Annotated in this window: 22 protein-coding genes; 10 read left to right on the top strand and 12 right to left on the bottom strand. The window is 73.1% G+C overall.

Features of this window, described 5'->3' with window-relative positions; translation table 11 throughout:
* The first annotated feature begins 2 nt into the window (after positions 1 to 2).
* Entirely contained in the window at positions 3 to 1,313 is a 1,311-nt protein-coding gene (locus ACEZDG_RS03585) for an MFS transporter (protein ID WP_380502245.1), read from the top strand.
* Between the two features lie 172 nt (positions 1,314 to 1,485).
* On the top strand, positions 1,486 to 1,947 hold the full coding sequence (locus ACEZDG_RS03580) for a hypothetical protein (RefSeq protein ID WP_380502118.1): 462 nt from the start codon (positions 1,486 to 1,488) through the stop codon (positions 1,945 to 1,947).
* Here ACEZDG_RS03580 and ACEZDG_RS03575 read toward each other — a convergent pair.
* A complete protein-coding gene (locus ACEZDG_RS03575; RefSeq protein ID WP_380502116.1) occupies positions 1,893 to 2,489 on the bottom strand; it encodes a phosphonate degradation HD-domain oxygenase in 597 nt (198 codons plus the stop codon). The two genes, ACEZDG_RS03580 and ACEZDG_RS03575, sit on opposite strands and share 55 nt — an antisense overlap.
* Before the next feature lie 217 nt (positions 2,490 to 2,706).
* On the opposite strand from ACEZDG_RS03575, the gene ACEZDG_RS03570 reads away from it, so the two are divergent.
* From ACEZDG_RS03570 to ACEZDG_RS03555, 4 genes are all read left to right on the top strand, one after another.
* A complete protein-coding gene (locus ACEZDG_RS03570) occupies positions 2,707 to 3,921 on the top strand; it encodes an FUSC family protein (protein WP_380502114.1) in 1,215 nt (404 codons plus the stop codon).
* 104 nt (positions 3,922 to 4,025) lie between these two features.
* Positions 4,026 to 4,205: a hypothetical protein gene (locus tag ACEZDG_RS03565; protein ID WP_380502112.1), complete on the top strand. Its 180-nt coding sequence runs from the start codon at positions 4,026 to 4,028 to the stop codon at positions 4,203 to 4,205.
* A gap of 102 nt (positions 4,206 to 4,307) precedes the next feature.
* On the top strand, positions 4,308 to 5,186 hold the full coding sequence (locus tag ACEZDG_RS03560) for an RNA polymerase sigma factor SigF (RefSeq protein WP_380502110.1): 879 nt from the start codon (positions 4,308 to 4,310) through the stop codon (positions 5,184 to 5,186).
* Between the two features lie 138 nt (positions 5,187 to 5,324).
* Positions 5,325 to 6,395: a fatty acid desaturase family protein gene (locus ACEZDG_RS03555; RefSeq protein ID WP_380502243.1), complete on the top strand. Its 1,071-nt coding sequence runs from the start codon at positions 5,325 to 5,327 to the stop codon at positions 6,393 to 6,395.
* Here ACEZDG_RS03555 and ACEZDG_RS03550 read toward each other — a convergent pair.
* The 3 genes from ACEZDG_RS03550 to ACEZDG_RS03540 form a co-directional block, all read right to left on the bottom strand.
* A complete protein-coding gene (locus tag ACEZDG_RS03550; protein WP_380502108.1) occupies positions 6,392 to 6,922 on the bottom strand; it encodes an NUDIX domain-containing protein in 531 nt (176 codons plus the stop codon). The genes ACEZDG_RS03555 and ACEZDG_RS03550 overlap by 4 nt on opposite strands.
* Before the next feature lie 44 nt (positions 6,923 to 6,966).
* Positions 6,967 to 7,818, bottom strand: coding sequence for an SAM-dependent methyltransferase (locus tag ACEZDG_RS03545; protein WP_380502106.1), 852 nt, complete (start codon positions 7,816 to 7,818; stop codon positions 6,967 to 6,969).
* A gap of 95 nt (positions 7,819 to 7,913) precedes the next feature.
* The gene (locus ACEZDG_RS03540; protein WP_380502104.1) at positions 7,914 to 10,202 is read right to left on the bottom strand and encodes a SpoIIE family protein phosphatase; all 2,289 of its coding nucleotides are present in this window, start codon (positions 10,200 to 10,202) and stop codon (positions 7,914 to 7,916) included.
* 242 nt (positions 10,203 to 10,444) lie between these two features.
* Between ACEZDG_RS03540 and ACEZDG_RS03535 the strand changes: the two genes are divergently transcribed.
* Positions 10,445 to 11,329 carry an ATP-grasp domain-containing protein gene (locus ACEZDG_RS03535; protein ID WP_380502102.1) on the top strand — a complete coding sequence of 295 codons (885 nt, stop codon included), beginning with the start codon at positions 10,445 to 10,447 and terminating at the stop codon, positions 11,327 to 11,329.
* On the opposite strand, the gene ACEZDG_RS03530 is transcribed toward ACEZDG_RS03535, so the two are convergent.
* The 4 genes from ACEZDG_RS03530 to ACEZDG_RS03515 are packed head-to-tail and all read right to left on the bottom strand — an operon-like array spanning position 11,306 to position 14,501.
* Positions 11,306 to 12,160: an SCO6745 family protein gene (locus ACEZDG_RS03530; RefSeq protein WP_380502100.1), complete on the bottom strand. Its 855-nt coding sequence runs from the start codon at positions 12,158 to 12,160 to the stop codon at positions 11,306 to 11,308. The genes ACEZDG_RS03535 and ACEZDG_RS03530 overlap by 24 nt on opposite strands.
* A gap of 10 nt (positions 12,161 to 12,170) precedes the next feature.
* Positions 12,171 to 12,521 (bottom strand): hypothetical protein, encoded by a 351-nt coding sequence (locus ACEZDG_RS03525; RefSeq protein WP_380502098.1) that lies wholly within the window; start codon positions 12,519 to 12,521, stop codon positions 12,171 to 12,173.
* Between the two features lie 26 nt (positions 12,522 to 12,547).
* Positions 12,548 to 13,525, bottom strand: coding sequence for a threonine/serine dehydratase (locus ACEZDG_RS03520; RefSeq protein WP_380502096.1), 978 nt, complete (start codon positions 13,523 to 13,525; stop codon positions 12,548 to 12,550).
* A 58-nt stretch (positions 13,526 to 13,583) separates the two neighbouring features.
* Entirely contained in the window at positions 13,584 to 14,501 is a 918-nt protein-coding gene (locus ACEZDG_RS03515) for an SDR family oxidoreductase (protein ID WP_380502094.1), read from the bottom strand.
* Positions 14,502 to 14,613: 112 nt separating this feature from the next.
* Between ACEZDG_RS03515 and ACEZDG_RS03510 the strand changes: the two genes are divergently transcribed.
* Positions 14,614 to 15,339 carry a TetR/AcrR family transcriptional regulator gene (locus ACEZDG_RS03510; RefSeq protein ID WP_380502092.1) on the top strand — a complete coding sequence of 242 codons (726 nt, stop codon included), beginning with the start codon at positions 14,614 to 14,616 and terminating at the stop codon, positions 15,337 to 15,339.
* Here ACEZDG_RS03510 and ACEZDG_RS03505 read toward each other — a convergent pair.
* Both ACEZDG_RS03505 and ACEZDG_RS03500 read right to left on the bottom strand, forming a co-directional pair.
* Positions 15,265 to 15,798: an adenylate kinase gene (locus ACEZDG_RS03505; RefSeq protein ID WP_380502090.1), complete on the bottom strand. Its 534-nt coding sequence runs from the start codon at positions 15,796 to 15,798 to the stop codon at positions 15,265 to 15,267. The two genes, ACEZDG_RS03510 and ACEZDG_RS03505, sit on opposite strands and share 75 nt — an antisense overlap.
* A 42-nt stretch (positions 15,799 to 15,840) precedes the next feature.
* Positions 15,841 to 16,851, bottom strand: coding sequence for a LuxR C-terminal-related transcriptional regulator (locus ACEZDG_RS03500; protein WP_380502088.1), 1,011 nt, complete (start codon positions 16,849 to 16,851; stop codon positions 15,841 to 15,843).
* Between the two features lie 457 nt (positions 16,852 to 17,308).
* Between ACEZDG_RS03500 and ACEZDG_RS03495 the strand changes: the two genes are divergently transcribed.
* On the top strand, positions 17,309 to 17,521 hold the full coding sequence (locus ACEZDG_RS03495) for a hypothetical protein (RefSeq protein ID WP_380502086.1): 213 nt from the start codon (positions 17,309 to 17,311) through the stop codon (positions 17,519 to 17,521).
* A 50-nt stretch (positions 17,522 to 17,571) separates the two neighbouring features.
* Positions 17,572 to 18,249, top strand: a complete 678-nt coding sequence (locus tag ACEZDG_RS03490) for a response regulator (RefSeq protein WP_380502084.1) — start codon at positions 17,572 to 17,574, stop codon at positions 18,247 to 18,249.
* An 18-nt stretch (positions 18,250 to 18,267) separates the two neighbouring features.
* Here ACEZDG_RS03490 and ACEZDG_RS03485 read toward each other — a convergent pair whose 3' ends face one another.
* Both ACEZDG_RS03485 and ACEZDG_RS03480 read right to left on the bottom strand, forming a co-directional pair.
* The gene (locus tag ACEZDG_RS03485) at positions 18,268 to 19,797 is read right to left on the bottom strand and encodes a SagB family peptide dehydrogenase (RefSeq protein WP_380502082.1); all 1,530 of its coding nucleotides are present in this window, start codon (positions 19,795 to 19,797) and stop codon (positions 18,268 to 18,270) included.
* A gap of 44 nt (positions 19,798 to 19,841) precedes the next feature.
* Positions 19,842 to 22,127, bottom strand: a complete 2,286-nt coding sequence (locus ACEZDG_RS03480) for a TOMM precursor leader peptide-binding protein (protein ID WP_380502080.1) — start codon at positions 22,125 to 22,127, stop codon at positions 19,842 to 19,844.
* Between the last annotated feature and the right edge of the window lie 40 nt (positions 22,128 to 22,167).

The following is a 22,167-nucleotide window of genomic DNA, read 5'->3' as shown; positions in this document are numbered from 1 at the left end:
CGATGGCCCAGACGACACCCCAGTCCGCCGTCCAGCCCGCCGCCACGGCCTCCGGCAGGTTCGGGCGGCTGGCCCGTACCGCGCTCGCCGACGTCACCCCGCTGCGCACCAGCCCGCACTTCCGGCGGCTCTGGTTCGGCCAGAGCGTGTCCTCGGTCGGCCAGCAGATGACCGCGCTTGCCATCTCGGTCCAGGTGTACGCGCTCACCGGCTCACCCTTCGCCACCGGTCTTGTCGGCCTGTGCTCGCTGGTCCCGCTGGTGGTCTTCGGGCTCTACGGCGGGGCCATCGCCGACACCATGGACCGCCGCAAACTGGGTCTTTTCGGTGCCACCGGCCTGGCCGTGCTGTCCGCCGGGCTGGCCGCGCAGGCCTTCCTCGGCGTGCGCCAGGTCGGGGTGCTCTACGCGGTGGTGGCGCTGCAGGCGGTGTGCTTCGCGCTGAACGCCCCGGCCCGGGCGTCCATGGTGCCCCGGCTGGTCCCCGCCGAGCAGCTGCCGGCCGCCAACGCGCTGTCGACGGTCAGCATGAACCTCGGGCTGACCGTCGGACCGATGCTGGGCGGACTGATGATCGGGGTCTGGAGCTACCAGGCCGCCTACCTGTTCGACGCGGTGGCCTTCAGCGCCTCGCTGTACGCGATGTGGCGGCTGCCCTCGATGCGTCCCGAGGGCGACCCGGCCGGTTCCGCCCGCCGGGCCCGGGCCTCGGTCCTGGACGGGCTGCGCTTTCTGCGCGACCGCCCCAATCTGCGGATGAGCTTCATGGCCGACCTGGCCGCGATGGTGTTCGGCATGCCCCGCGCGCTGTTCCCGGCGCTGGCCCTGGTCCTCTACCACGGCGACGCCGGCACGGTCGGGCTGCTGGCCGCCGCCCCGGCGGTCGGCGCACTGCTCGGCGCGCTGTTCTCCGGCTGGGTCGGACGGGTGCACCGGCACGGGCTCGCGGTGATCTGCGCGGTGCTGGCCTGGGGCCTGTCCATCGCCGGGTTCGGCCTGGCCCGGCAGCTGTGGCTGGGCCTGATCCTGCTGGCGATGGCCGGGGCCGCGGACACCGTCAGCATGATCTTCCGCAACACCATCATGCAGGCAGCCGCGCCCGACGACATGCGCGGACGGCTCCAGGGCGTCTTCGTGGTGGTGGTCGCCGGGGGCCCGCGCCTGGGCGACTTCGAGTCCGGCAGCGTCGCCCAGCTCACCAGCCCGACCTTCTCCGCCGTCAGCGGCGGCCTGGCCTGCGTCGCCGCGATGCTGATCCTCACTGCCCGCCACCCGGCCTTCGCCCGCTACGACTCCCGCAACCCCACGGCCTGAGCCGGGGCCTGAGCCGGGGCCTGAGCCGGGGCCGATAAGAACGCGTAAGGATCGGCCGCCCCGCCGTATGGGAGGTGTCAACGGCGGGTCCGCGCCGGGCGCCGCAGGGCTTCCATGGGTACAGACGCCGGTCCGGGCCCACTGGGGCCGACGCGGCGCGTTGGAGGTTCCCATGTCCGCCGTCCAGCTGCTCACCCGTACCGGCACCCGGGCCCACCGGTCGGCGCCCGCCGCCCACGCCGTCGCCGACCGCCGGGACCTGCTGCAGGCGCCGATGGCACTGGTGGTCGCCTTTGCGGTGGCGGCCCCGGCCTCGATCCTGCTCGCCGCAGTGGGGGCGTGGGGGCACCCGGTGTTCCTGCTGGTCGTGCTGTGCATGGCGGCGTTCGCCGTCGGCCGGGCCTGCGACCTGGCCGGGAGCCTCCTGGTCGGGCCGGTGTTCTGGCCGTTCTTCGACGGCTTCGACACCCACCGCTGGGGCGTCCTCGGCTGGGACGGGAGGACCGACGCGTTCCGCCTCGGCCTCCTGGTCGCGGCCGGGGCGCTCGGCGCGCTGGCCGGCCGCCTGCGCGCCGGTCGCTATCCGGCGGCGGCCGAGGGCGTGCTGAGCAGCCCGGCCAGCAGCGGCAGGTAGTGGGCGAACGGCGGGGAGGCGAACGCGGGGTCCTTGGCCTGCTCGTCCCAGCGCCGCAGCCGGACGGCGTCGGCGGCGTACGGGCCGGCCTCGAAGGCGATCGCCTGGGAGGAGTCCATCGGGCCGCCCTGGACCCGCAGGGTGTGCACCGAGGCCTCGGAGAGCCGTCCGAAGTAGCCGGGCTCGACCGCGCACAGGTAGCGCTTCGCGGCCACGTGCAGCCGTACCGGCTCGGTGACCTCGGGGCCGAACCACTGGGCCAGCCAGGCGGCGCCGGTGCGGCTGTGCTGGTTGTCCGTCCCGGCCATCAGCACGTCCCCGGAGAGCCCGCCCTGGGCCGCGGTCAGCGTCCCGAAGTGGCCCACGTCGTGCAGCAGGGCCGCCGCGACCAGCGCCGGAGCCGCCCCCGTGGCCTCGGCCAGGGCGGCGGTCTGCAGCATGTGCTCGGCCTGGGTGACCTCTTCGCCGAAGTACTCGGCGGCGCCCTCCCCGGCGAACAGGTCGGCCAGGACGTCGAGCGGAGCAGTGGCAGGCTGGGGCATCGCGATGTCCTCCGCGGGGTGGGGTCGGCGGAAAGGGGCTGTGGACGACCCTCGCACCGGCCGGCACCGTCCGGGTGACGCGGGGGAGGCCGCGGGGTGATGCCCGGGGGTCGGTGACGGTGTCGGCCGGGCCGGGGGTGTGGGCCATGTCATAGTGGTGATCATGCGGCGGCTCCCTGGGCAGAGGCAGCAGATGCCTGGTGCACCGGTACGGCAGATGCTCACCGACCTCCTGTCCGAGTTGAAGAAGCGCCGCAATGACCCCGTCGTGGTCCAGACCGTGCGGGCGACCGTCGCGGCGACCCTGGCGTACGCCGTCGCGCTGCGGCTGAGCAGCGAGCCGGCCCCGCTGACCGCACCGCTCACCGCGCTGCTGGTGGTACAGGTGACGCTGTACTCGACGCTGAAGACCAGCATCCGACGGGTGAACTCGGTCGTGGTCGGGGTGCTGATCGCGATCGGGTTCAGCTCGGTGGTGGGGCTGAGCTGGTGGAGCCTGGGGCTGACCATCCTGGCGGCGCTGACGGTGGGCCAGTTCGTCCGGGTCGGCGAGTTCGTCAACGAGGTCGCGATCAGCGCGATGCTGGTGCTCGGGGTGACCCGGCTGGCCTCCCAGGCCTGGGACCGGGTGCTGGAGACGCTGATCGGGGCCGGGGTGGGCCTGGCCTTCAACTTCCTCTTCGCACCGCCGGTGTGGGTCGACACCGCGGGGGAGTCGCTGGAGGACCTGGCCCGCCGGGTGCGGATGCTGCTGCTGCACCTGGCGGAGGAACTGGGCCGCCCGCCGGCCCCCGCGCGGGCCGCCGCCCGGCTGCACGAGGCCCGCCACCTGGACCAGGACATCGCCGAGGTCGACGCCTCGCTCCGGCAGGCCGAGGACAGCCTGCGGCTGAACCCGCGGATCAGCGAGGGGCTGCTGTCCCGGCTGGTGCTGCGTACCGGGCTCGACACCCTGGAGATCTGCGTGGTCGTGGTCCGGGTGCTGGCCCGCTCGCTGACCGACCTGGCCAAGCAGTACGAGTCGGAGGGGCCGGAGAGCGCGGACCGGCCGCTGTTCCCCGAGCGGATGGCGGTCTCCCTGGAGGAGCTGTTCTCGCACATCGGCGCCGCCCTGGTCAGCTTTGCCGTGCTGGTGACCACGCAGGTCAGCAGTAACGCGGAGGAGGCCGAGTCACGACTGGCGGCCGAGCTCGCCGCGGCCTGGGGCAGCCGGGAGAACGTGGCCAGGCTGCTGCTGGAGCGCATCCAGCAGAGCCCGCAGGCTTGGCAGTTGCACGGTGCGCTGCTCGCCGAGGTGGACCGGATCCTGGACGAGCTGGCGCCGGAGCACCGCTCCAAGCGGCTGATGGAGGAGTTGGACCGGGCCTCCCTGACGAAGCGTCAGCGCCGCTTCGGGCTGGCCCGGCCGCGCGGCCGTCGTCACTCTGCGTAACTCTTCGAGATGCGGGGCGACTTGTCGCCTGCGACGGTGGTGGGGAGCCCGCCGGATGCGGGCTCGGCGTTCCAGTTGTACTGACCCATGCAGGAGACACACTCATGTCGAAGGTCAAGAACCGCGACCGCAAGCAGAAGACCACCGGCCACGCCGACCACAGCGTCCACGGCGACAAGGCGATGTCCTCGCCGGAGATGCAGGACGCGCCGACGCTGCTGATGCCGACCACCTCGGCCCAGCCGTCGGCGCGCAAGAAGGAGAAGCGCTACGGCCACAACTGAGCCGGTGTGACCTCCGGCTGTTGCGGCAGCCTCCTGCGGTGCGTGCCCCTTCGGGGTGCGCACCACAGGCATGGGTGCGGCGAGTGGGGGTACACGTGGTCCATGACCGTCGACACGCAGGTGATACCGCAGGCCGCCGTTACCGCAGCAGTCCCGGAGCCGGCCCTCTCCTTCCCGGGGCTGGACCTCTCCGAGCCGCGCCGCGTCGGCCCGGTGGACGCGCGGGCGATGTCCAAGGTGCTGTTCGCCCGGCTCGCGGTGCTGGAGGAGGGGACGCACGAGTACCAGTACGTGCGGAACACCCTGGTGGAGCTGAACCTGACCCTGGTGAAGTTCGCCGCCGGGCGGTTCCGCACCCGCAGCGAGCCGATGGAGGACATCGTCCAGGTCGGCACGATCGGCCTGATCAAGGCGATCGACCGATTCGACCTCGGCCACGAGGTGGAGTTCCCGACCTTCGCGATGCCGACCATCGTCGGTGAGATCAAGCGCTTCTTCCGGGACACCAGCTGGGCCGTCCATGTGCCGCGCCGGCTGCAGGAGTTGCGGCTGCAGCTGGCCCGGGCCACCGACGAGCTGGCCCAGGCCATGGACCGGGCGCCCACCCCGCAGGAACTCGCCGCGCACCTCGGCCTGACCGAGGACGAGGTCCGTGAGGGCCTGGTGGCCGCCAACGGCTACTCCGTCAGCTCCATCGACGCGGGCACCCCCGGCGCCGAGGGCGACGACGACAGCTCCGCCTTCACCTCGCGGCTGGGCGAGTTGGACCCGGGGATCGAGGGCGTCGAGAACCTGGAGTCCCTCAAGCCCCTGATCGCGCGACTGACGGACCGGGAGCGGCTGATCCTGTCGATGCGCTTCGTGGAGGACATGACGCAGTCGCAGATCGGCGACCGCTTGGGCATCTCGCAGATGCATGTCTCCCGGCTGCTGTCGCGGGCGCTGGGACGGCTGCGCGGCCCGCTGCTCGCGGAGGCGTAGCAGCGGCGCCGGGGGTTGGCCGCAGGGGGTTAACCCCCGGGGCGGCCGGGTGGGCGCTCCATGGCTCGGCACAGGCGGTGATCCCTAGGTTGGGACGGGAGGGGCGGCGGACGGCCGCTCCTCCCGCCAGCCGAGGAGATCCCGATGTCGACGCAGGTCAGCGCGCCCCCGAGGGTGCAGCCCAGCGCGGAGTTCCGGCCGTCGCCGCCGCGGTCCGAGGAGGGCAGCGAGTTCGCCCCGCTGCTGCGGACGGTCCGGGCGGCGGGCCTGCTGGAGCGGCGGACCGGGTGGTACGCGCGCAGCATCGGGCTGAACCTGCTGCTGGTCGCCGCGACCTGGTCCGGGGTGCTGCTGCTGGGCGGGTCCTGGTGGGTGCTGGCGCTGGCGCTCCCCGCCGCGGTGCTGGGGGCGCGGACCGCGTTCGTCGGGCACGACGCCGGGCACCAGCAGATAGCCGCGAGCCGGCGGGTGAACCGGGTGATCGGCCTGGTGCACGGAAACCTGCTGCTGGGCATGGGCGTCGGCTGGTGGACCGACAAGCACAACCGGCACCACGCCAACCCCAACCATGTCGACAAGGACCCGGACGTCGGGGTGGGCGTGTTCGTCTGGACCCAGCGCCAGGCGGCCCAGCGGCAGGGCTTCGCGCAGTGGCTGACCCGCAACCAGGCGCGGCTGTTCTTCCCGCTGCTGCTGCTGGAGGGCGTCGCCCTCAAGGTGTCCAGCCTCCAGGACCTGCGGCACCGCTCCGGACGCGACCGGCTGGTCGAGGGCGGGCTGCTGGCCGCGCACCTGGCCGGCTACACGACCCTGCTGCTGGTGGCGATGAACCCGCTGCAGGCACTGGCCTTCGCGGCGCTGCACCAGGCGCTGTTCGGACTGCACCTCGGCTGCGCCTTCGCGCCCAACCACAAGGGCATGGAGATGCCCGACCCGGACGGCCCGCGCTGGGGCCACCTCCGGCGCCAGGTGCTGACCTCGCGCAATGTCCGCGGCGGACCGTTCACCGACTGGTTCCTCGGCGGCCTCAACTACCAGATCGACCACCACCTCTTCCCGAGCATGGCCCGGCCCCGGCTGAAGCAGGCCCAGCCGCTGATCCGGGCGCACTGCGCCGCGCTGGGGCTCCCGTACACGGAGACCGGGCTGATCGAGTCCTACCGGCAGGGGCTGCGCCATATGAACGAGGTCGGGGCGGACCTGCGCTAGACGCGCAGCGCGGCCAGCAGCAGGGCGGCGACGCTGGCGGCGTCGGTGATCACGCCCTCGCGGACCGCGGTGACGGCGTCGGCGAGCGGACGCCAGTCCAGGGTCATCCCCTCCTCGCTGGGCTCGCGGGCCAGGACGCCCGGCCGGAGGTCGCGGGCCAGGAAGAGATGGGCCCTGGCCGGGGTGGCGGTGGGGAGCTGGTCGATGACACCGAGCGGTTCCAGGGTCCCGGCCCGCCAGCCGGTCTCCTCCTCCAACTCCCGCCCGGCCGCCGCCTCGGGCTGCTCCGCACGGTCCACCGCTCCGCCGGGGACCAGCAGCATCCGCCGCTGCTGCAGGTAGAACCGGTCCTCGACCAGCGCCACCCGGCCGTCCTGGTCGAGGGCGACCACCCGGGCGGTGTCGGCGACGTCCACCCAGTCCCAGACGCCGGTGACGCCCTCGGCGATGAGCAGGTCGTCCTGGTACGCGCGGACGAAGCGGCCGTCGGTGAGTTGACGGCGGTCGGTTCGGGACCAGATGGCCATCGGACGCGTGCTCCTCCTGATCGGGATGCCGGATTGACGGTATGTCAGGGCTTGCTGCCGACGCCGCCGTAGAAGCCCCGGCTGCCGTTCCACTCCTCCGGGGTCGCCTCGGCGCGCCAGTTGGAGACCGGCACCACACCGGGTTCGAGCAGCTCCACCCCGTCGAACAGCTGGGTGATCTCGCTGCGGGAGCGCAGGTGCAGTTGGGCGCTGGCCCTGCTGTAGGGGCCCTTCATCTGCTCGGCGCGGCCGGAGAAGTCCTCGCCCTCGGCGTCCCAGGAGCCGTGGCTGAGGATCAGCAGGCTGCCCGGCGCCAGCGGTTCTAGCAGGTCCCTGACGATGGCGTGCGGCTGGTCGGAGTCCGGGATGAAGTGCAGGATCGCGGCCAGCACCAGGACCACCGGCTGGTCGTAGTCGATGACCTTCCGCACCACCGGGTCGGCGAGGATCTTCTCGGGTTCGCGCAGATCGGCCTGCACCACATGGGTCAGTCCGTGGCCGGTCCCGGCCATCAGCGCCCGGGCGTGGGTGAGCACGATCGGGTCGTTGTCGACATAGGCCACCCGGGCCTGCGGGTTGACCCGCTGGGCCACCTCATGGGTGTTGCCGGCGGTGGGGATGCCGGTGCCGATGTCCAGGAACTGGGAGAGGCCGGCCGCCGCCGCGTAGTGGATCGCCCGTCCGAGGAACGCCCGGTTCATCCGGGCGGCCATCCGCAGCTCCGGCACGATCCGCAGCACCTGCTCGGCGGCCTCGCGGTCGGCGGGGAAGTTGTCCTTGCCGCCGAGGTAGTAGTCGTACATCCGGGAGGGGTGGGGGATGTCCATGTTCAGGTCCGCGGACGGCGCGTGGTCCGGGATCTGTGCGTCGGTTGCCGATCTGCTGTCCTGCGCCACTGCCCAACCCCCGCACGTCCGGACACTCTCTGTGTACGCGTCAGGGTAGGCCCGTGACGACCCACCCGCCCATGCTTTTCACCAAGCCGTGTCTTTCACCAAGTCCTGGCCATCGGGTCCGCCGGGGACGGAACCTGCGGCAGCCGGACCAGGAGCAGGGTGACGTCGTCGTTGTGCGCCTCGGGGTCCGGGATCAGGGCCCGGAGCAGGCAGTCGGCGGCCCGGTCCAGCACCCGGGCCCCGTCGCCGTCGGACGGCTCCTCGGCCAGCGCGGACTCCAGGGTGTCGGCCAGGAGTTGGATCCGCAGGTCGATGTCGGTGTCCGGGGTCTCCACCAGGCCGTCGGTGTAGAGGGCGAGGGTCGAGCCCGGCGGCAGCCGGTGCACGGCCTGCCGGTGCTGGAAGCCGCCGACGCCGAGCGGGACGCTGATCGGCGCGGCCAGCGCCTGCGGCGGCTGCCCGGGGACGGTGAGCAGCGCCGGGAGGTGTCCGGCCGAGCACAGCGTCAGTTCTCCGGCGCCGGGATCCAGCACCAGGTAGCAGCAGGTGACCAGCTGGTCGGGCAGCTCGGCGACGAAGGCGTCCAGGGCGGTCATCAGCCGGGCCGGGGACAGTCCGGTCTGGGCCAGCGCGTGGGCGGCGGCCCGGAGTTGGCCCATCACCGCGGCGGCGTCGACACCCCGGCCCATCACATCGCCGATCAGGATGCCGAACCTGCCGCCGTCCAGCGGGATCAGGTCGAACCAGTCACCGCCCACCCCGGCGTCCTGAGCCGACGCCAGATAGCGGCTGGCGGTGGGGAGTTGGGGGAGCTGCGGGGGCGTTCCCATCAGGCTGTGCTGCAGGGTCAGCGCGATCCGGCGCTGCTGCTCGTAGAGGGCCCGGCGTTCGGCCTCGGCCTGCCTGCGGCCGGTGATGTCGCGGATCGCGGCGGAGACCAGCAGCCCGTCCTCGGTCTCCAGCGGGCTGACGCTGATCTCGACCGGGAACTCGCGGCCGTCCCGGTGCCGGGCCCGCAGGTCGGGTTCGGCGCCGGACGGTTCGAGCTCCGACGGGGTCAAGGGGCCCGAGGGCTCGGCCCGTTCCGGCAGCAGCAGCGAGAGCGGGCGGCCGACCAGGTCCTCGCGGCGGTGGTCGAAGAGCTTCTCGGTCTGCGCGTTGACCATGACGATGATGCCGTCGCCGTCGGAGATGACGGTGGCGTCGGGGCCCGACTCCAGCAGGTCGCGGAAGCGCCGCTGCAGCCGGTCCGCCTCGCGCCGGGCCAGCACCCGGTCGGTGACGTCCAGGGAGACGCCGCAGACCGCGTAGGGGCGGCCGGCCCCGTCGGTGAGCGGGAACAGCGTGGTCAGGTAGTGGTGCGGACCGTCCTCCTGCTGGACCACCTCCTCCTGCTGGACCGAGCCGCGGCCGGTGCGGACGGCGTGGTCGGCGCGCCGGGCGGCCACCGCCGCCTCCGGGGTCAGCAGGTCCTCGACCAGGGCGCCGACCACCTGGCCCGGGGCCGCGCCGACCAGGTGCTCGAAGCGGGAGTTGGCGGCCAGGTAGCGGCCGTCCAGGTCCCTGCTGAAGACGACCGCGGGGGTGTGGTCCATGAAGGCCTGCAGCTGGGCGTACTCGCCGATCTTCCGTAAGGCCTCGGCCCGTGCGGTCTCGGCCCGGCGGGCCAGCGAGAGCATCCCGAAGCTGACCACCAGCAGGGCGCTCACCCGGCCCAGCACCATCAGGGTGATCCCCTGCCTGACGCCGAACCACCGCGCGTCCTCGCCGGCCAGTTGCAGCCGGCCCAGCAGCGGGATCAGGGTCAGGGTGGCGCCGAAGGTCCACCGGCCGAACAGGCCGGTGGTCCCGGCGTTGGTCAGCAGCGCGGCCAGGCCCTCGTCCGGCCGGACCAGGAACACCGCGACGCCGATCAGGATCAGCGCCAGGGCGGTGCTGACGGCCATGCCGGTGCCGTTGCCGATCGGCCCCAACTCCCGGACGCTGTAGGCGAAGCTGTAGAGCCGGGCCTGGCCCAGCATGGCCACCGCCACGCCCAGGGCCTGGCCGAGCAGCACCACCCGCGGACGGTGCGAGCAGATCGCGGGCAGGGCGGCGGCGGCCAGCACCAGGCCGAGCGCGGACTCCGGCGCGCACAGCGAGCCGATCACGGCCGCGGCCACCGCCGCGGACCCGACCGTCCTACGGCCGGCCTCGGTGGGCCCGGCCCGGACGATCAGCAGCAGGGTGCCGGTCAACAGCACCAGCGCCACCGCCGAGTTGGGCTCCATCGGCACCGACCGGCCCGATAACGCGCCCCGCAGCACCCCGCTGTGCAGGGGCAGGCCCAGCAGGGCAGCCGCGGCCAGGAGGAGTCCGAGCAGGGCTGCCGTCGGAGCGGCCACCCGCGCTAAGGACAGCACCCGCGGATGTCCGGGCAGATCCAGCTTCGCCGTCGACCACGGCACCTCGCACCACCATGCGTTCGTTGTGCATTACCCGCAGCGACCGGATCAGGATGACAACGGTAGCCAGGAATGCCCGGAGGCGAAGGAATATACCGAAACGTACGACCGGGTGCCTGCCCATAGGATCACTGGGATGAGTCTTGTTCGTGGGATCCATGTCTCCAGCTGAGGAGAAGCAGATGACGTCCAAGGGGCGGGTGGTCCTGGCCACCTCGACGACCGGCATCGAGCGCGACAGCGACATGCCGCTGCTGCTCGACGCGCTGCGGGAGCGCGGCGTCGAGGCCGAGGCCGTGCGCTGGGACGACCCCGACTACGACTGGTCCGGCTGCACCGACGTGGTGGTCAGGTCGACCTGGGACTACGGGCCCCGGCTGGCGGAGTACCTGGCCTGGACCGACCGGGTCAGTGCGGTGGCCCGGCTGCACAACCCGGCCGAGGTGGTCCGCTGGAGCTCCGACAAGCACTATCTGCGGGAGCTCGCCGAGCAGGGGGTCCCGGTCGTTCCGACCGCCTTCCTGGCGCCGGGCGAGAAGGTGGTGCTGCCCGGCTACGAGCAGTTCGTGGTCAAGCCGACGGTCTCGGCCGGGGCCCGCGACACCGCCCGCTACACCGCCGACCAGGGCGCGCTGGCCGAGGCCCATGTGCTGGCCCTGCACGCCGCCGGCCGGACCGCGATGGTGCAGCCCTATCTGGCGCGGATCGCCGAGGGCGAGCGGGCGCTTGCCTTCCTCGGCGGCGCGTTCAGCCATGCGCTGCGCAAGGGCCCGGTGCTCACCGACGTCGGCGTGATCGACAACGCCCGGGTCGCGCACCCGGACCTGATACTCCATCAGCCCTCGGACGCCGAACGGGAGGTGGCCGCGGCGGCGCTCCGGGCGGCGCCCCGGCCGGACGAGATCCTGATCGCCAGGGTCGACCTGGCCCTCGCCGACGACGGAACGCCGCTGCTGATGGAACTGGAGCTGATCGAGCCCTTCCTCTTCCTCGGCCACACCCCCGCGGGGCTCGCCCGGTTCGCCCGGACGATCGAGGAGTGGTCAGGGGGTCGCGAAGACGCCTGAGGGGAAGGCGCCGTTGAGCAGCGCGGTCCTGGACAGCCGGTTGCCGATCTCGGTCAGCCGGGCCGTCCCGTCCGCGCCCAGGTGCTGGTAGGGGGCCTGGCCGAGGGTGTCGGTGAGGATCTCCAGCTGCTTCCGCAGGTCCTGCCCGCTCGGGGTCGGGCTGCCGTCGGCGTCCAGCAGGCCGCGGGCTTGCAGCCGTTCCACGCAGGCGTCCCACTCCTGCTGGGACCAGCCGCGGCTGGCGCGGGCGAACTCGGCGGTGAAGCCCTTGCCGCTGGCGGTGTGGGTCACCAGGGCGTCGAGGCCGTCGAGTTCGGCGGCGGTCAGTGCCGCGATGTGGCCGTCGCCGCGGTGCTCGCGCAGCAGGGTGAGGGCGTGCCAGAGCGCCAGGTGCGGCTGCTCGGGGACCGGCAGGTCGGCGTGCGCCGCGTACAGCGGCCGGCCGGCGGCGCCGCAGGCGGACGCGGCCTCGGCGGCCAGCCGCGCGGCCTCCGCGACCTCCGGGTCGGTCAGCACCTCCTCGCCCAGCAGTCGGCGCAGCACCCGGTCGACGGCCCGCAGTCGCGCCTCAAGCACGGCCTGCGGGGTCGCCAACTCCCAGGCCAGCGGGATGTGGTGGGCCACCAGGCCCGGGCTGAAGTTGAAGAAGACAGCGGTCACCGTACCCGCGCCGACCGCGCCCATCGCCGCGGCCCGGCCCGCGAAGTAGCTCATCCGGCCGGAGCGGAGCCCGACCGAGGTGAACTCCTGCTCGGCCTCGGGGGCGAAGTAGATCAACGAGTGCAGCGGGTTGAGCGCCTGATAGCAGCGCCTACTCTCCAGTAGCTTCATGGCTGACACTCTAGGGCTGTTCGTCGCCGTGCAGGCGGAGTGTGCGGGGCTGGGGGAGCCGGATCTGCAGTCGGGCCAGCGCGGTGGCCTGTTTGACCCGCAGCTGTTCCAGGTTGTCGTCGTAGCTGTGCTGGATCCGCTCCAGGCTCTGCCGCCACTGCGCCTCGGCCGCCGCCAGCGACTCCGTGGCGGCGTCCAGGGCGACCAGGGTCTGCGTGTACAGCTGCCGGTGCTCGGCGGACATCCGCTCGCAGCGCCGCCGGCAGGCCCGCAGCCTGCGCCGGTACAGCAGCGCGGTGGCCAGCGCTCCCAGGGCGACGGCCGCGAGGCAGCCAACGGCAACAGCGGTAGCAGCAGTCACGGCCGCCTCCTGGGTCCTGGGGGGACCTATGGTCGCAAATATTCGCCCGCGGCGGGAGCCGCCGCCAGATCGGCGGGGTCGGTGTTGGCCCCGCAGAGCACCACGGCCACCGTCTCGCCCGGGGCCGGGACGTAGGCGCCCGAGGTCAGCGCGGCCAGCGCGGTGGCCGCGCCGTGCTCCACCACGATGCGGTGGCCGTCCCAGAGCGACTGCCGGGCGGCGACGATCGAGGAGTCGTCCACCAGCACCGAGGACATGCCGGGCTGCTGGGCCGCGTGCAGCGCCAGGGCGGTGACCCGGCGCGCCCCCAGCGAGTCGGCCGCGACCGAGTCCACGGTGACGTCCACCGGACGGCCTGCGGCGATCGCGTCGTGCAGGGCCTGGCAGCCGGCCGGTTCGACGCCGACGGTACGGAGGCCGTGCCGGGCGGCGGCGGTGGCGACCCCGGCGAACAGCCCGCCGCCGCCCACGGCCACCACCAGGGTGTCCAGCTCGGGCAGCCGGCCGCGGATCTCGTCGACCAGGGTCCCGGCCCCGGCTGCCACGTACGGGTCGTCGTAGGCGTGCGAGAGCAGCGCGCCGGAAGCCTCGGCCCAGCGGCGGCACTCCTCGGCCGCGTCGGCGTACTCGCCGGGGACCAGCACCACCTCGGCCCCGTAGCCGAGCAGCCGCCGCACCTTGACCTGCGGGGCGCTCTCCGGCAGGAACACCCGGGCCGGGACCTGCCCCTGCTGCGCGGCCCAGGCGCAGGCCAGACCGGCGTTGCCGCCGGAGGCGATGGTGACGCCGGCGTCCGGCAGGGTGCCGTCCTTGCGGTGGGCGGCGATGAAGTTCCAGGCGCCCCTGGCCTTGAAGCAGCCGGTGTGCTGCAGGTACTCCAGCGCCAGCCAGAGCTGTGCGTCAGCTGTCGGAGCGTCGCCCCTGGCCAGGACCACGGGGCGGAGGGTGCCCGCGATCCGCTCGGTGGCCTGCTCGATGTCGCCGTAGGTCAGTGCAGGGTGCACCCGGGTCTCCCTCGTCTGGTCGCCGCCGTGCGGCCAATCTACGTCAGCCGGCCGGCGTTCAGCGGGGGAGGGAGACGCCGGTGAGGCGTTCGGCCTCGGCCCAGAGCCGGCTGTTGGCGGCCGGGTCCAGCGCCCGGCGGGTGATCCGGGCCGGTGCGGTGGGGCCGACCAGGCCGAAGCGTCCGCCCGGGCCGAAGTAGCTCGCGGCGGTGACGTCGGGGCTGGTGGCGGCGTGGAGCAGCGGCTCGGCGCCCTGCTCCACCTCCTGGGAGGGCAGGAAGTCGAGGCTGTTCAGCAGCGAGCGCTTCGGCTTGTCCCGGCCCAGGTTCGCACCCGCGGTCTGCAGATTGGTGCGGGTGTAGCCGGGGTGCGCGCCGGTGCTGAGCAGGTCCCAGCCGCGCTCGGCGGCGACGGCGGCGAGCTGCTGGGTGAGCATCAGGTCGGCCAGCTTGGACTGGGCGTAGGCGAGGTTCGCGCTGTAGCGGCGGCGCTCCGACTGCAGGTCGTCGAAGTGGATCCGGCCGTAGTTGGCGGTCCCGCTGCTCATCGTGGCCACCCGCGGCGACCTGGCCGCGAGCAGCAGCGGCAGCAGCCGCACGGTCAGCGCGAACGGGCCGAGGAAGTTGCTGCCCAGCTGGAGTTCGAAGCCGTCGGCCGTGGTCATCCGGGTCGGCGGGGCCATCACCCCGGCGTTGTTGAGCAGCAGGTCGAGCGGTGTTCCCCCGGCGATCAGGCCGTCGGCGAACTCCTGGACCGAGGCCAGGTCGGCCAGGTCGATCCGGCGCACCTCGAGCCGGGCGTCCGGGTGCTGGGCCAGGATCTCGGCGCGGGCCTGTTCGCCCTTGGCGACCGTGCGGACGGCCAGCACCACCCGCGCTCCGGCGGCGGCGAGGCGGCGGGCGGCCTCCTTGCCGGTGCCGCTGTTGGCACCGGTGACGACGGCGAACTTTCCGGTCTGGTCGGGGACGGTGTACACGGGGGCTCCTCGGACGGTGGGGCGGGCCATATCGGACCGCTGGTCTGTTGTATTCAAAGTTAGCAGACCGATGGTCCGATAACAACAGACCGAAGGTCTGTAGACTGTCCGCATGACCTCCACGCCCTTCCAGCGCGCCCGTAGCGACGAGCAGCGCGCCGTGCGCCGACAGGCGATCCTGGACACCGCGGCGGCGATGCTGGTCGAGATGCCGGTGGCCCAGGTGAGCCTCAATGAGCTGAGCCGGCGGGTCGGGCTGGCGAAGTCGAATGTGCTGCGCTACTTCGAGTCCCGCGAGGCGGTGCTGCTCGAACTGCTGGACGTCGCCTCGCGGGAGTGGCTGGAGCAGCTGGACCCGGCCTTCGCCGCCGCGGTCGCCGACGCCGGTACGGGCTACCGCGGCGACCGGCTGGTCGCCGCGCTCGCGGCCACGCTGACGGCCCGTCCGGTGCTGTGCGACCTGGTCAGCGCGCAGGCCGCGGTGCTGGAACGCAATGTGTCACCCGCCGTCGCCGCCGAGTACAAGCGCGCGGCGATCGGCAACGCCGAGACCCTGGGCCGGCTGATCGGTTCCTACGTACCGGAGTTGGGCGAGGGCGACGCGATGCGCTTCGCCGCGGTCACCATCATGGTTACCGGCGCGGTGTGGACGCACTCGCACCCGACCCCCGCCATGCTGGCCGTCTACGAGACGGATCCGACGCTGGCGGCCATGCGGCTGGACTTCACCGCCGCGCTGCGGCAGACCCTGGAGGTGCTGCTCTCAGGGCTGCTGGCCCGCGCCGCCGGCCAGCCAGGCGGCGGTCTCGGCCGGGGTGGCGAAGCGGATCACCTGTAGCGGGGCGAAGCGCGGGTCGTGCACGCGTCGGCCGATGTCCGCCCGGCGGGTCGCGTGCTGGGACCAGGCCCAGCGGACCGGGTGGTCCGGGCTGAACCACTCCGTCAGCTTCTCCCGGTTGCCGCCGAAGACCCGCTCCCGCAGCAGGGTGCGGCGCAGCGAGCGCCGCAGCACCCGGGGCAGCACCACGCGCTTGGGGTAGTCCAGCCACAGCACGGTGTCGGCCTGCTCCCAGAGCAGGTCGCGGACCTCCGGGTAGCCGAAGGAGTCGAAGATCCAGGCCGGTCCTGCCGCGATCCGGGCGACCTCGGCCCCGAACTCGGGGTTCACCGCCCAGCCGGGGCCGGTGAAGTGCAGCGCGTCCATCTCGTGGAAGGGCAGCCCGAACCGCTCGCCCAGGGTCCGGGCGAGGGTGGACTTGCCGGCCCCGGTGATACCGGCCACGAGGATCCGCCGCATCCGCGCAGAGTAGCCGCCCGGCCGTCGGCGCGGATCAGCGGGTCAGTGCACGGCGTCGGCCGGGTTGTCCAGCCAGCCGAGGTCGGCGACCTTGATGCCGGCCTGGAACCTGCTGCGCGAGTCCATCCGGGTCATCAGGTCGGACATCATCCGGCGGATCGTCCGCAGCGAGACGCCGAGCCGCTGCGCCGCCCGCTCGTCGGTGAGGCCGTCGGCGAGCAGCCGGAGCAGCTGCCGTTCCTGGTCGGAGAGGCCGCGCGAGTCCCGCTGCGGAGCCTCGCCGAGCGGTTTGGCCTGCTCCCAGACCTGCTCGAACAGGGCCCTGAGCGCGGCGATCACCCCCGGGCTGTGCAGCAGCACGGCGCCCTTGCGCGGGTCCTCCGGATCCAGCGGCACGACCGCGGTGGCGCCGTCCGCGATGATCAGGCGTAACGGCAGTGCCGGGACGGTACGGACGGTGCCGCCCAGCTCGTTCAGCCACTGGGCGTAGCGGACCGTGGCGGGGTCGTTGCGGACGCTGTCCAGGTAGACGGTGCGCATCCGCACCCCGCGCTCCAGGGTCTGCTGGTCCAGCGCCCGGCTGGCCTCCATCACCTGGGCCGGCTGCGGGCCGCCGGGGGCGAAGGAGAGCACCTCGCCGGCCGCGTCGGTGGCCAACTGCTCAAGCCGGTCCCGTACTTCGACGAGGTTGGAGATGACCTCCACCCCGGACTCCGGGCTCTGCCGGCGCAGTGAGGCGTACTCGGCGATCAGGCCGGTCAGGGCGCCTCTGCTGCGTTCCATCTCGCGCTGTCTGCGCAGTGCCTCGGACTCCTGCCGGGCCAACAGCGCGGCCAGGCCGAGTTCCGGATTGACGGCCCGCCAGCGTCCGCCGGCCCCGGGCGGGCGGGCCAGGGCCAGGTCGGCGAGCTGCTCGAGTGCGGTGGTGACCTCGGACTCCTCGCGCTCCAGCCTTTCGGCCAGCTGGGCCGGGTCGTCCTCGGGGTGCAGCAGCAGGATGCGGTAGACGGACTCGGAGAGCGCGTCGAGGCCGAAGGGTTCCGAAGCGCTCACCTGGGGGGTATCCCGTGGCCGGGTCCGCACGCAGGTCTGTGCGCGGGTCTGTGCGTCTGGCCGGGTCTGTTCATCAGGCTCTCCCAGAGACCGTCCGTAGTGGCGGAAGCCGACTGGATTCACCCGCGATGGATGTGCGGGGAGTGACTCGGTGGAGCACAGCGTAGCGGCTGAGGCGCACTATTCGAACACTTTTGGATGAACTTGTGTCATCCGCGTGTGCATCAGTTCGTGAAGCGCGGCCGGGGGTGGCAGCCGTGGCCGGGGCTGGCACCACAGTGCCAGGGCACGGTGGTGCCAGCCGGAGATGCTGACACCGGTTGTCCGCGGACGCCATTCTCATGGTGTCGGCAGGAAGACACCGGGGGCCGCCTCCGGAAGCCCCCGCCGAGGTCGCTGGGAAACCCGCGCAAAAGTCAGGGCCAATCAAGGACTTCCGAGAGGATCGGGCATCGCTATGCGAAAGATCGCCGGTTTTGTGATGGTTGCTGCACTTTCGTCCGCCGCACTGGGTGGCATCACCCTCACCATCGCCGCCGCCCCCTCCGGCCACGCGAGCACCTCCTCCGTCGTCGTCGCCGACGGCAGTGACACCCCTCCGGCCAACCCGGCGCCCACGCCCTCCCCGACCGACACCCACAGCAACCCGAACACCTGGGGCTGGGGCTGACCGTCCCCGCCGCAACGGACATCGCGACCACCGCCGCTGGAGGAGACCGGATGACCACCGCACTTGAGCACGCGTCAGCACGAGGGGACAGACCGGCCGCCGCCACGGTGCCGGCCACCCGCACCATCAGCATTCTGCTCGCCGACGGGCACCACCTCTTCCGCTCGGCCCTCGGGGCCCTGCTGGACCGCGAGGAGGACCTCAGCGTGGTCGCCGAGGCCGCCTGGGGGGACGACGCCCTGCGCGAGGCGCTGCTGCTGAGACCGGACGTAGCGGTCCTCGACCTGGATCTTCCGGGACTGCCGGCCCTGGAGGCCGCCGCCCTGATCCACGATCAGATCCCGGACACCGGCGTGCTGCTGCTCACCGCCTTCGCCCGGCCGGCCGATGTGAAGCGGGCCCTGGCCGACGGCATCGACGGAGTCCTGCTGAAGGACCTGCCGCCGACCCGGCTGCTCAGCGCCATCCGCAGCCTGGCCGCGGGCGACCAGGTGTACGACCCGGCCCTGGTGGTGGACGCGGTGCGAGCCCGCGTGGGTGGTCCCACCCCGCGCGAGCTCACGGTGCTGCGGCAGATCGCCGAAGGCAGCAGTATCGGAGAAGTGGCCAGGGACCTCTCGCTGTCCCAGGGCACCGTCCGCAACTACGTCTCCTCGGTCATCGCCAGGACCGGCGCGCGCAACCGCTGCGACGCGATCCGGATCGCCAGGGAGAGCGGCTGGCTCTGAACCCGAGCTGGGAGCAGGTCAGTTGACCGCCTCCCGGGATTCGGCCACGACGTCCGCGAACCCGCGCCCGACCGCCGCCGGACCGTCCGGACGGCTGCCGATCAGGAACTCCCCGACCGAGGACTCCGAGGTCCAGTCCAGGCCGAGGGCCCGTGCCGCCGCGTCGGTGTCGCCGGAGCCCAGCCCGCACGGACCCAGCCCCATGGCCGTCGCCACCAGGTAGAGCGTCTGGTAGAGCACTCCGACGTGCTTCAGTGTCAGCGCGTAGGCGATCTGGCTGTACTTCCAGGACAGCCTCCCGAACCGGGAGGTCACCGTGATCAGCACCTGCGGTTCCACCGTGCAGTTGGTCGCCCGCCAGGCCGCCGTCAGCAGTTCCCGGAACGCCGCCTCATCAGCCGCGCCACTCCAGTGGCGCGGCTGCAGGCGGTGCGCTGCCGCGTCGTAGCGGTAGACGCCGGGCTCCAGGCCCTCGCAGTCCGCGACCGAGAGGTAGACCTCCAGCTCGCCGGTGGAGCCCCCGGCCGGATAGGGCCGGTCCACGATGTCGTACGCGGTCGGCGACTCCGGGTCGCCCGGGATCACCCGGCGGACCCGGGCCGCGCGGTAGAGCAGCTCGCCGAGCTGATCCACCGTCACCGGCTGGTCGCCGTAGGAACGGACCGAGCGGCGGCCCTCCAGCACCTCGCTGAACGAGGGGTCGCGGTACACCACCTGGGCCCAGTCCGGCACCGGCAGGTCCACGCCGGGGCCGTCCTCGCGCGGGCCCGCCCCCGGCACGGCCGGCAGCTGCGGCTGGTCCGGGTGGGCGAAGATGCCGCCGCTGGGGTAGTCGTGCCGGCCGGCCCGGCTGCGGGAGTGGAACAGCAGGTCGTGGAAGTCCCAGAGCGCGGGATCCGTCGCCTGGTCGGCCCCGGCGGCGGTCTCCAGGAAACCGGTGCCGGCCAGCAGCCCGGCCAGCGCCTCCCCGGCCGCCACCGGAAGCCCGGCCACGGCCGCCGCCTGAGCCACCGTCCGCAGCGAGGTCAGCGCCGCGACGAAGGCCCCGGCCGAGGGCTGATGGAGGGTCACCCGGTAGGAGGCGAGCGGGGATTCGACCACGCAGGCGCCGGTGTTCTGCTCCGGCAGCCGGCGCAGGTAGGCGAACCGGGACAGCACCACCGGCGTGTGCGCCGGGACGTCCGGCGGCGCGTCGGCCGGCAGGGTGGCGGAGCGGGCGATCGGGACCGCGGTGGCCAGCGCGTCCCCGTCCCGGTCGGCGAGCACGGTGGTCACCAGGAACGGGAAGCGCTCCAGCAGCCGGAGCAGCCGGCCTGCGTCCGGGCCTTCGGTGAGCTGGTCGGCGTCGGTGTCCTGCTCGGAGAGCAGGGCGAGCCGGGCCACCGTCGCCGCGCCGAGGGCGTGCACCCGCTGCCGGCCCCAGGGGTGGGTGAGCTCGACGTCGTCACCGTCGGCGGCGACCAGGACGTCGGGGCGGAGCCGGAGCAGGCGGCGCAGCGGGGGGGCGTTCGCGTCGAGGGAGGGGAACAGGTCCTGGGTCACGGTCATGGCGCACCTCTCGGGTCACAGCGGGTGTACGGGTGGTGACGGGCTCAGATGAAGATGGAGATCGGGTTGAGGTCCGCCTCGGGCGTCGGCGCGTCCTGCCAGCCGAGCTTCACCGGGACGTCGTACAGCCGACCGGGGGCGAACCGGGCCCAGAAGTGGCGCATGCCGGGGACGATCACCTTGGCGACGGGCAGGCCCACGTCGGGGCGGGTCTGGTCGAGCACCAGCATTTCCATGCCCTGCTGCTCGACCAGCCGCTGGGCCAGCGCGAGGTCCGCGCCGAGGTCGGCCCCGGCCAGCGAGGGCCAGCGGGACGGGCCGGCGGCGGGGGCGGCGCGATCGGGCAGCAGGTAGGGCTGGTTGGCCACGGTGGCCGTGGTCCACCAGGCCTTCTGCTCGTGGTCGGCGCCGGCGTAGGTGACCTCGCCGTGCGGTCCCTGCCCGGCCACCGGGGCGAGGAACTGGTTCATCTCGGTCAGCGCCCGGGTCAGCGCGATATGCGGGTCCAGGTGGGCGCCGAAGGCGATCAGCACGTCCTCGGCCGGCTTGTCGGTCCGCCGGGAGAACGCTCCGACCACCGGGATACCCAGGTCGGAGGTGAGGTCCAGGGCCCACATCTCCCGGTTCAGCCCGGCGTAGACGCCGCGCATCCGGTCGATGTAGGGGTCGCCGAAGGCGTCGAGGTCCACCGCCGGACGCTGCGCCCGGTTGTACCACCAGAGCGCCACGGCATCGCGCTCCACCAGTTCCAGGAAGCCCTGCAGCGCGGCGTCCTCGAAGGAGGTCCCGGCGGCGGAGCCGTTGGAGTCGCCCATGGCGAAGAAGGGCCCGTTGTGGCGGTAGCCGTAGTAGAGGTTCATGGTCGGCAGCCAGCGGGTCCGCTGCTGGGTCAGCGACCAGGCCGGGGACCACTCGATCCTGGCGTCCTCGCGGAAGCGCTCGGGCACGGTGTTGAACATGGACCTCTTGGCGTTCCAGCGGTCCCGTTCGGCGAACTGGCGTTCGCTGAACAGCAGGCTGGTGGCCGGGTGCACCGCCGCGTCGCCCAACTCGTCGTACGCGGCGGTGCACCGGGCCTCATCGCCCTGGAACACCCCGGAGTAGCGCTCCATGGCCTCACCCATGGCGCTCGCCCTGGCCTGCACATCGGTGCGGCCCTTGCCGCAGCTGACCGAGCGCAGCCCGGTCCGCAGCTGGCGCAGGTCGCCCACCTGGCGGGCCAGGTTCTGCCCGGCGATGTACACGCGCAGGCCGTCCGGGGTGTTCTGGGCCGGGACCAGGGTGGTGACCACCCCGGTCACCGGGCTGAGTTGCGGACGGTAGGTGTCCAGCATGTCCTCGGGGGAGGTGGAGCGGTGGCCGCCGTCGCCGGTGAACACCTTGGCCACGGCCTCGAACCGGACCGGCTCCAGCTGCCGCCGCTCCATCAGGGTGTCGTCACCGCAGGCCGGGCACTGCGGGCGGCGGACCAGCAGATGCCGCTCGGCCTCCAGGCCGACGGTGTCCAGGGTGAACACGGCGGGCGCGGCCGGACGCGCCCCGGCCAGCCACTTGGCCGCCTCGACGGCGGCCAGCTGCACACCGGTGGTGCGGGTCGCGGCGAGGCCGGCCACGGCGGTGGAGAGCGGCTGGTCCTGGCCGAGCCGGTGCTGCAGGTAGCTGAGCGACTGCCGGTTGGCGGAGAGCCGGTGGGACAGGCACTCCCAGCAGCCGGCCTCCGGGGTCGCCGGATCGGGGTCGAAGACCGGGCCGATCCAGAGGATGGAGCCGACCGGGCGGGCGATCAGCCACGGCCGGCCCTCGGCCAGCGCGGCGGTGTTGCGGGCGGCGAGGCCCGGGTGCAGGTAGTCGTCGACCAGGGCGATGGTCAGGTCGGCGGCGGCGGAGGGCTGACGCAGCGTCACCTCGCCCACCCCGGCCGCGCGCAGGGCCTCGGCCAGCGGCTCGGGGTCCACCGCGCCGAAGGTCTCGATCCGGACGGTGGCGGCGGCCAGGGCCGCGAGCGCGGTGTCGCCGTCCAGTCCGGCCATCTCCAGGAAGGCCGCCGCGGCCCGGTCGGATCCCGGGTCGGTCGCGGTCACCCAGCCGCCGCTGACCAGCTGGCCGACCGCGCCGCCCACCCGCTCGGCGGTGACCGTCCCGGCCAGCTCCGCGCCGATCTGCTCGACCGTGCGGGTGCCGTCCAGCAGCGGGGCCAGGGTCTGCGCGAGGCGTCCGGCGACGGCGGAGACCCCTCGCTCGGAGACCAGGTAGACGGCTTCCCCGTCGACCACGAAGGGGGTGAAGTGGCGCTTGAAGCCGACGGTCGGGCTCGGCGGGGTACGGGTCATGGCGGCGGGTCCCCTTTCTGCGGGTTCGGGCACGGGTACG

The sequence above is a fragment of the Streptacidiphilus alkalitolerans genome, assembly GCF_042511045.1.
Classification (GTDB): domain Bacteria; phylum Actinomycetota; class Actinomycetes; order Streptomycetales; family Streptomycetaceae; genus Streptacidiphilus; species Streptacidiphilus alkalitolerans.
The sequence above is the reverse complement of the archived record's forward strand: the minus strand, read 5'-3'. Positions and strand labels throughout refer to the sequence as shown.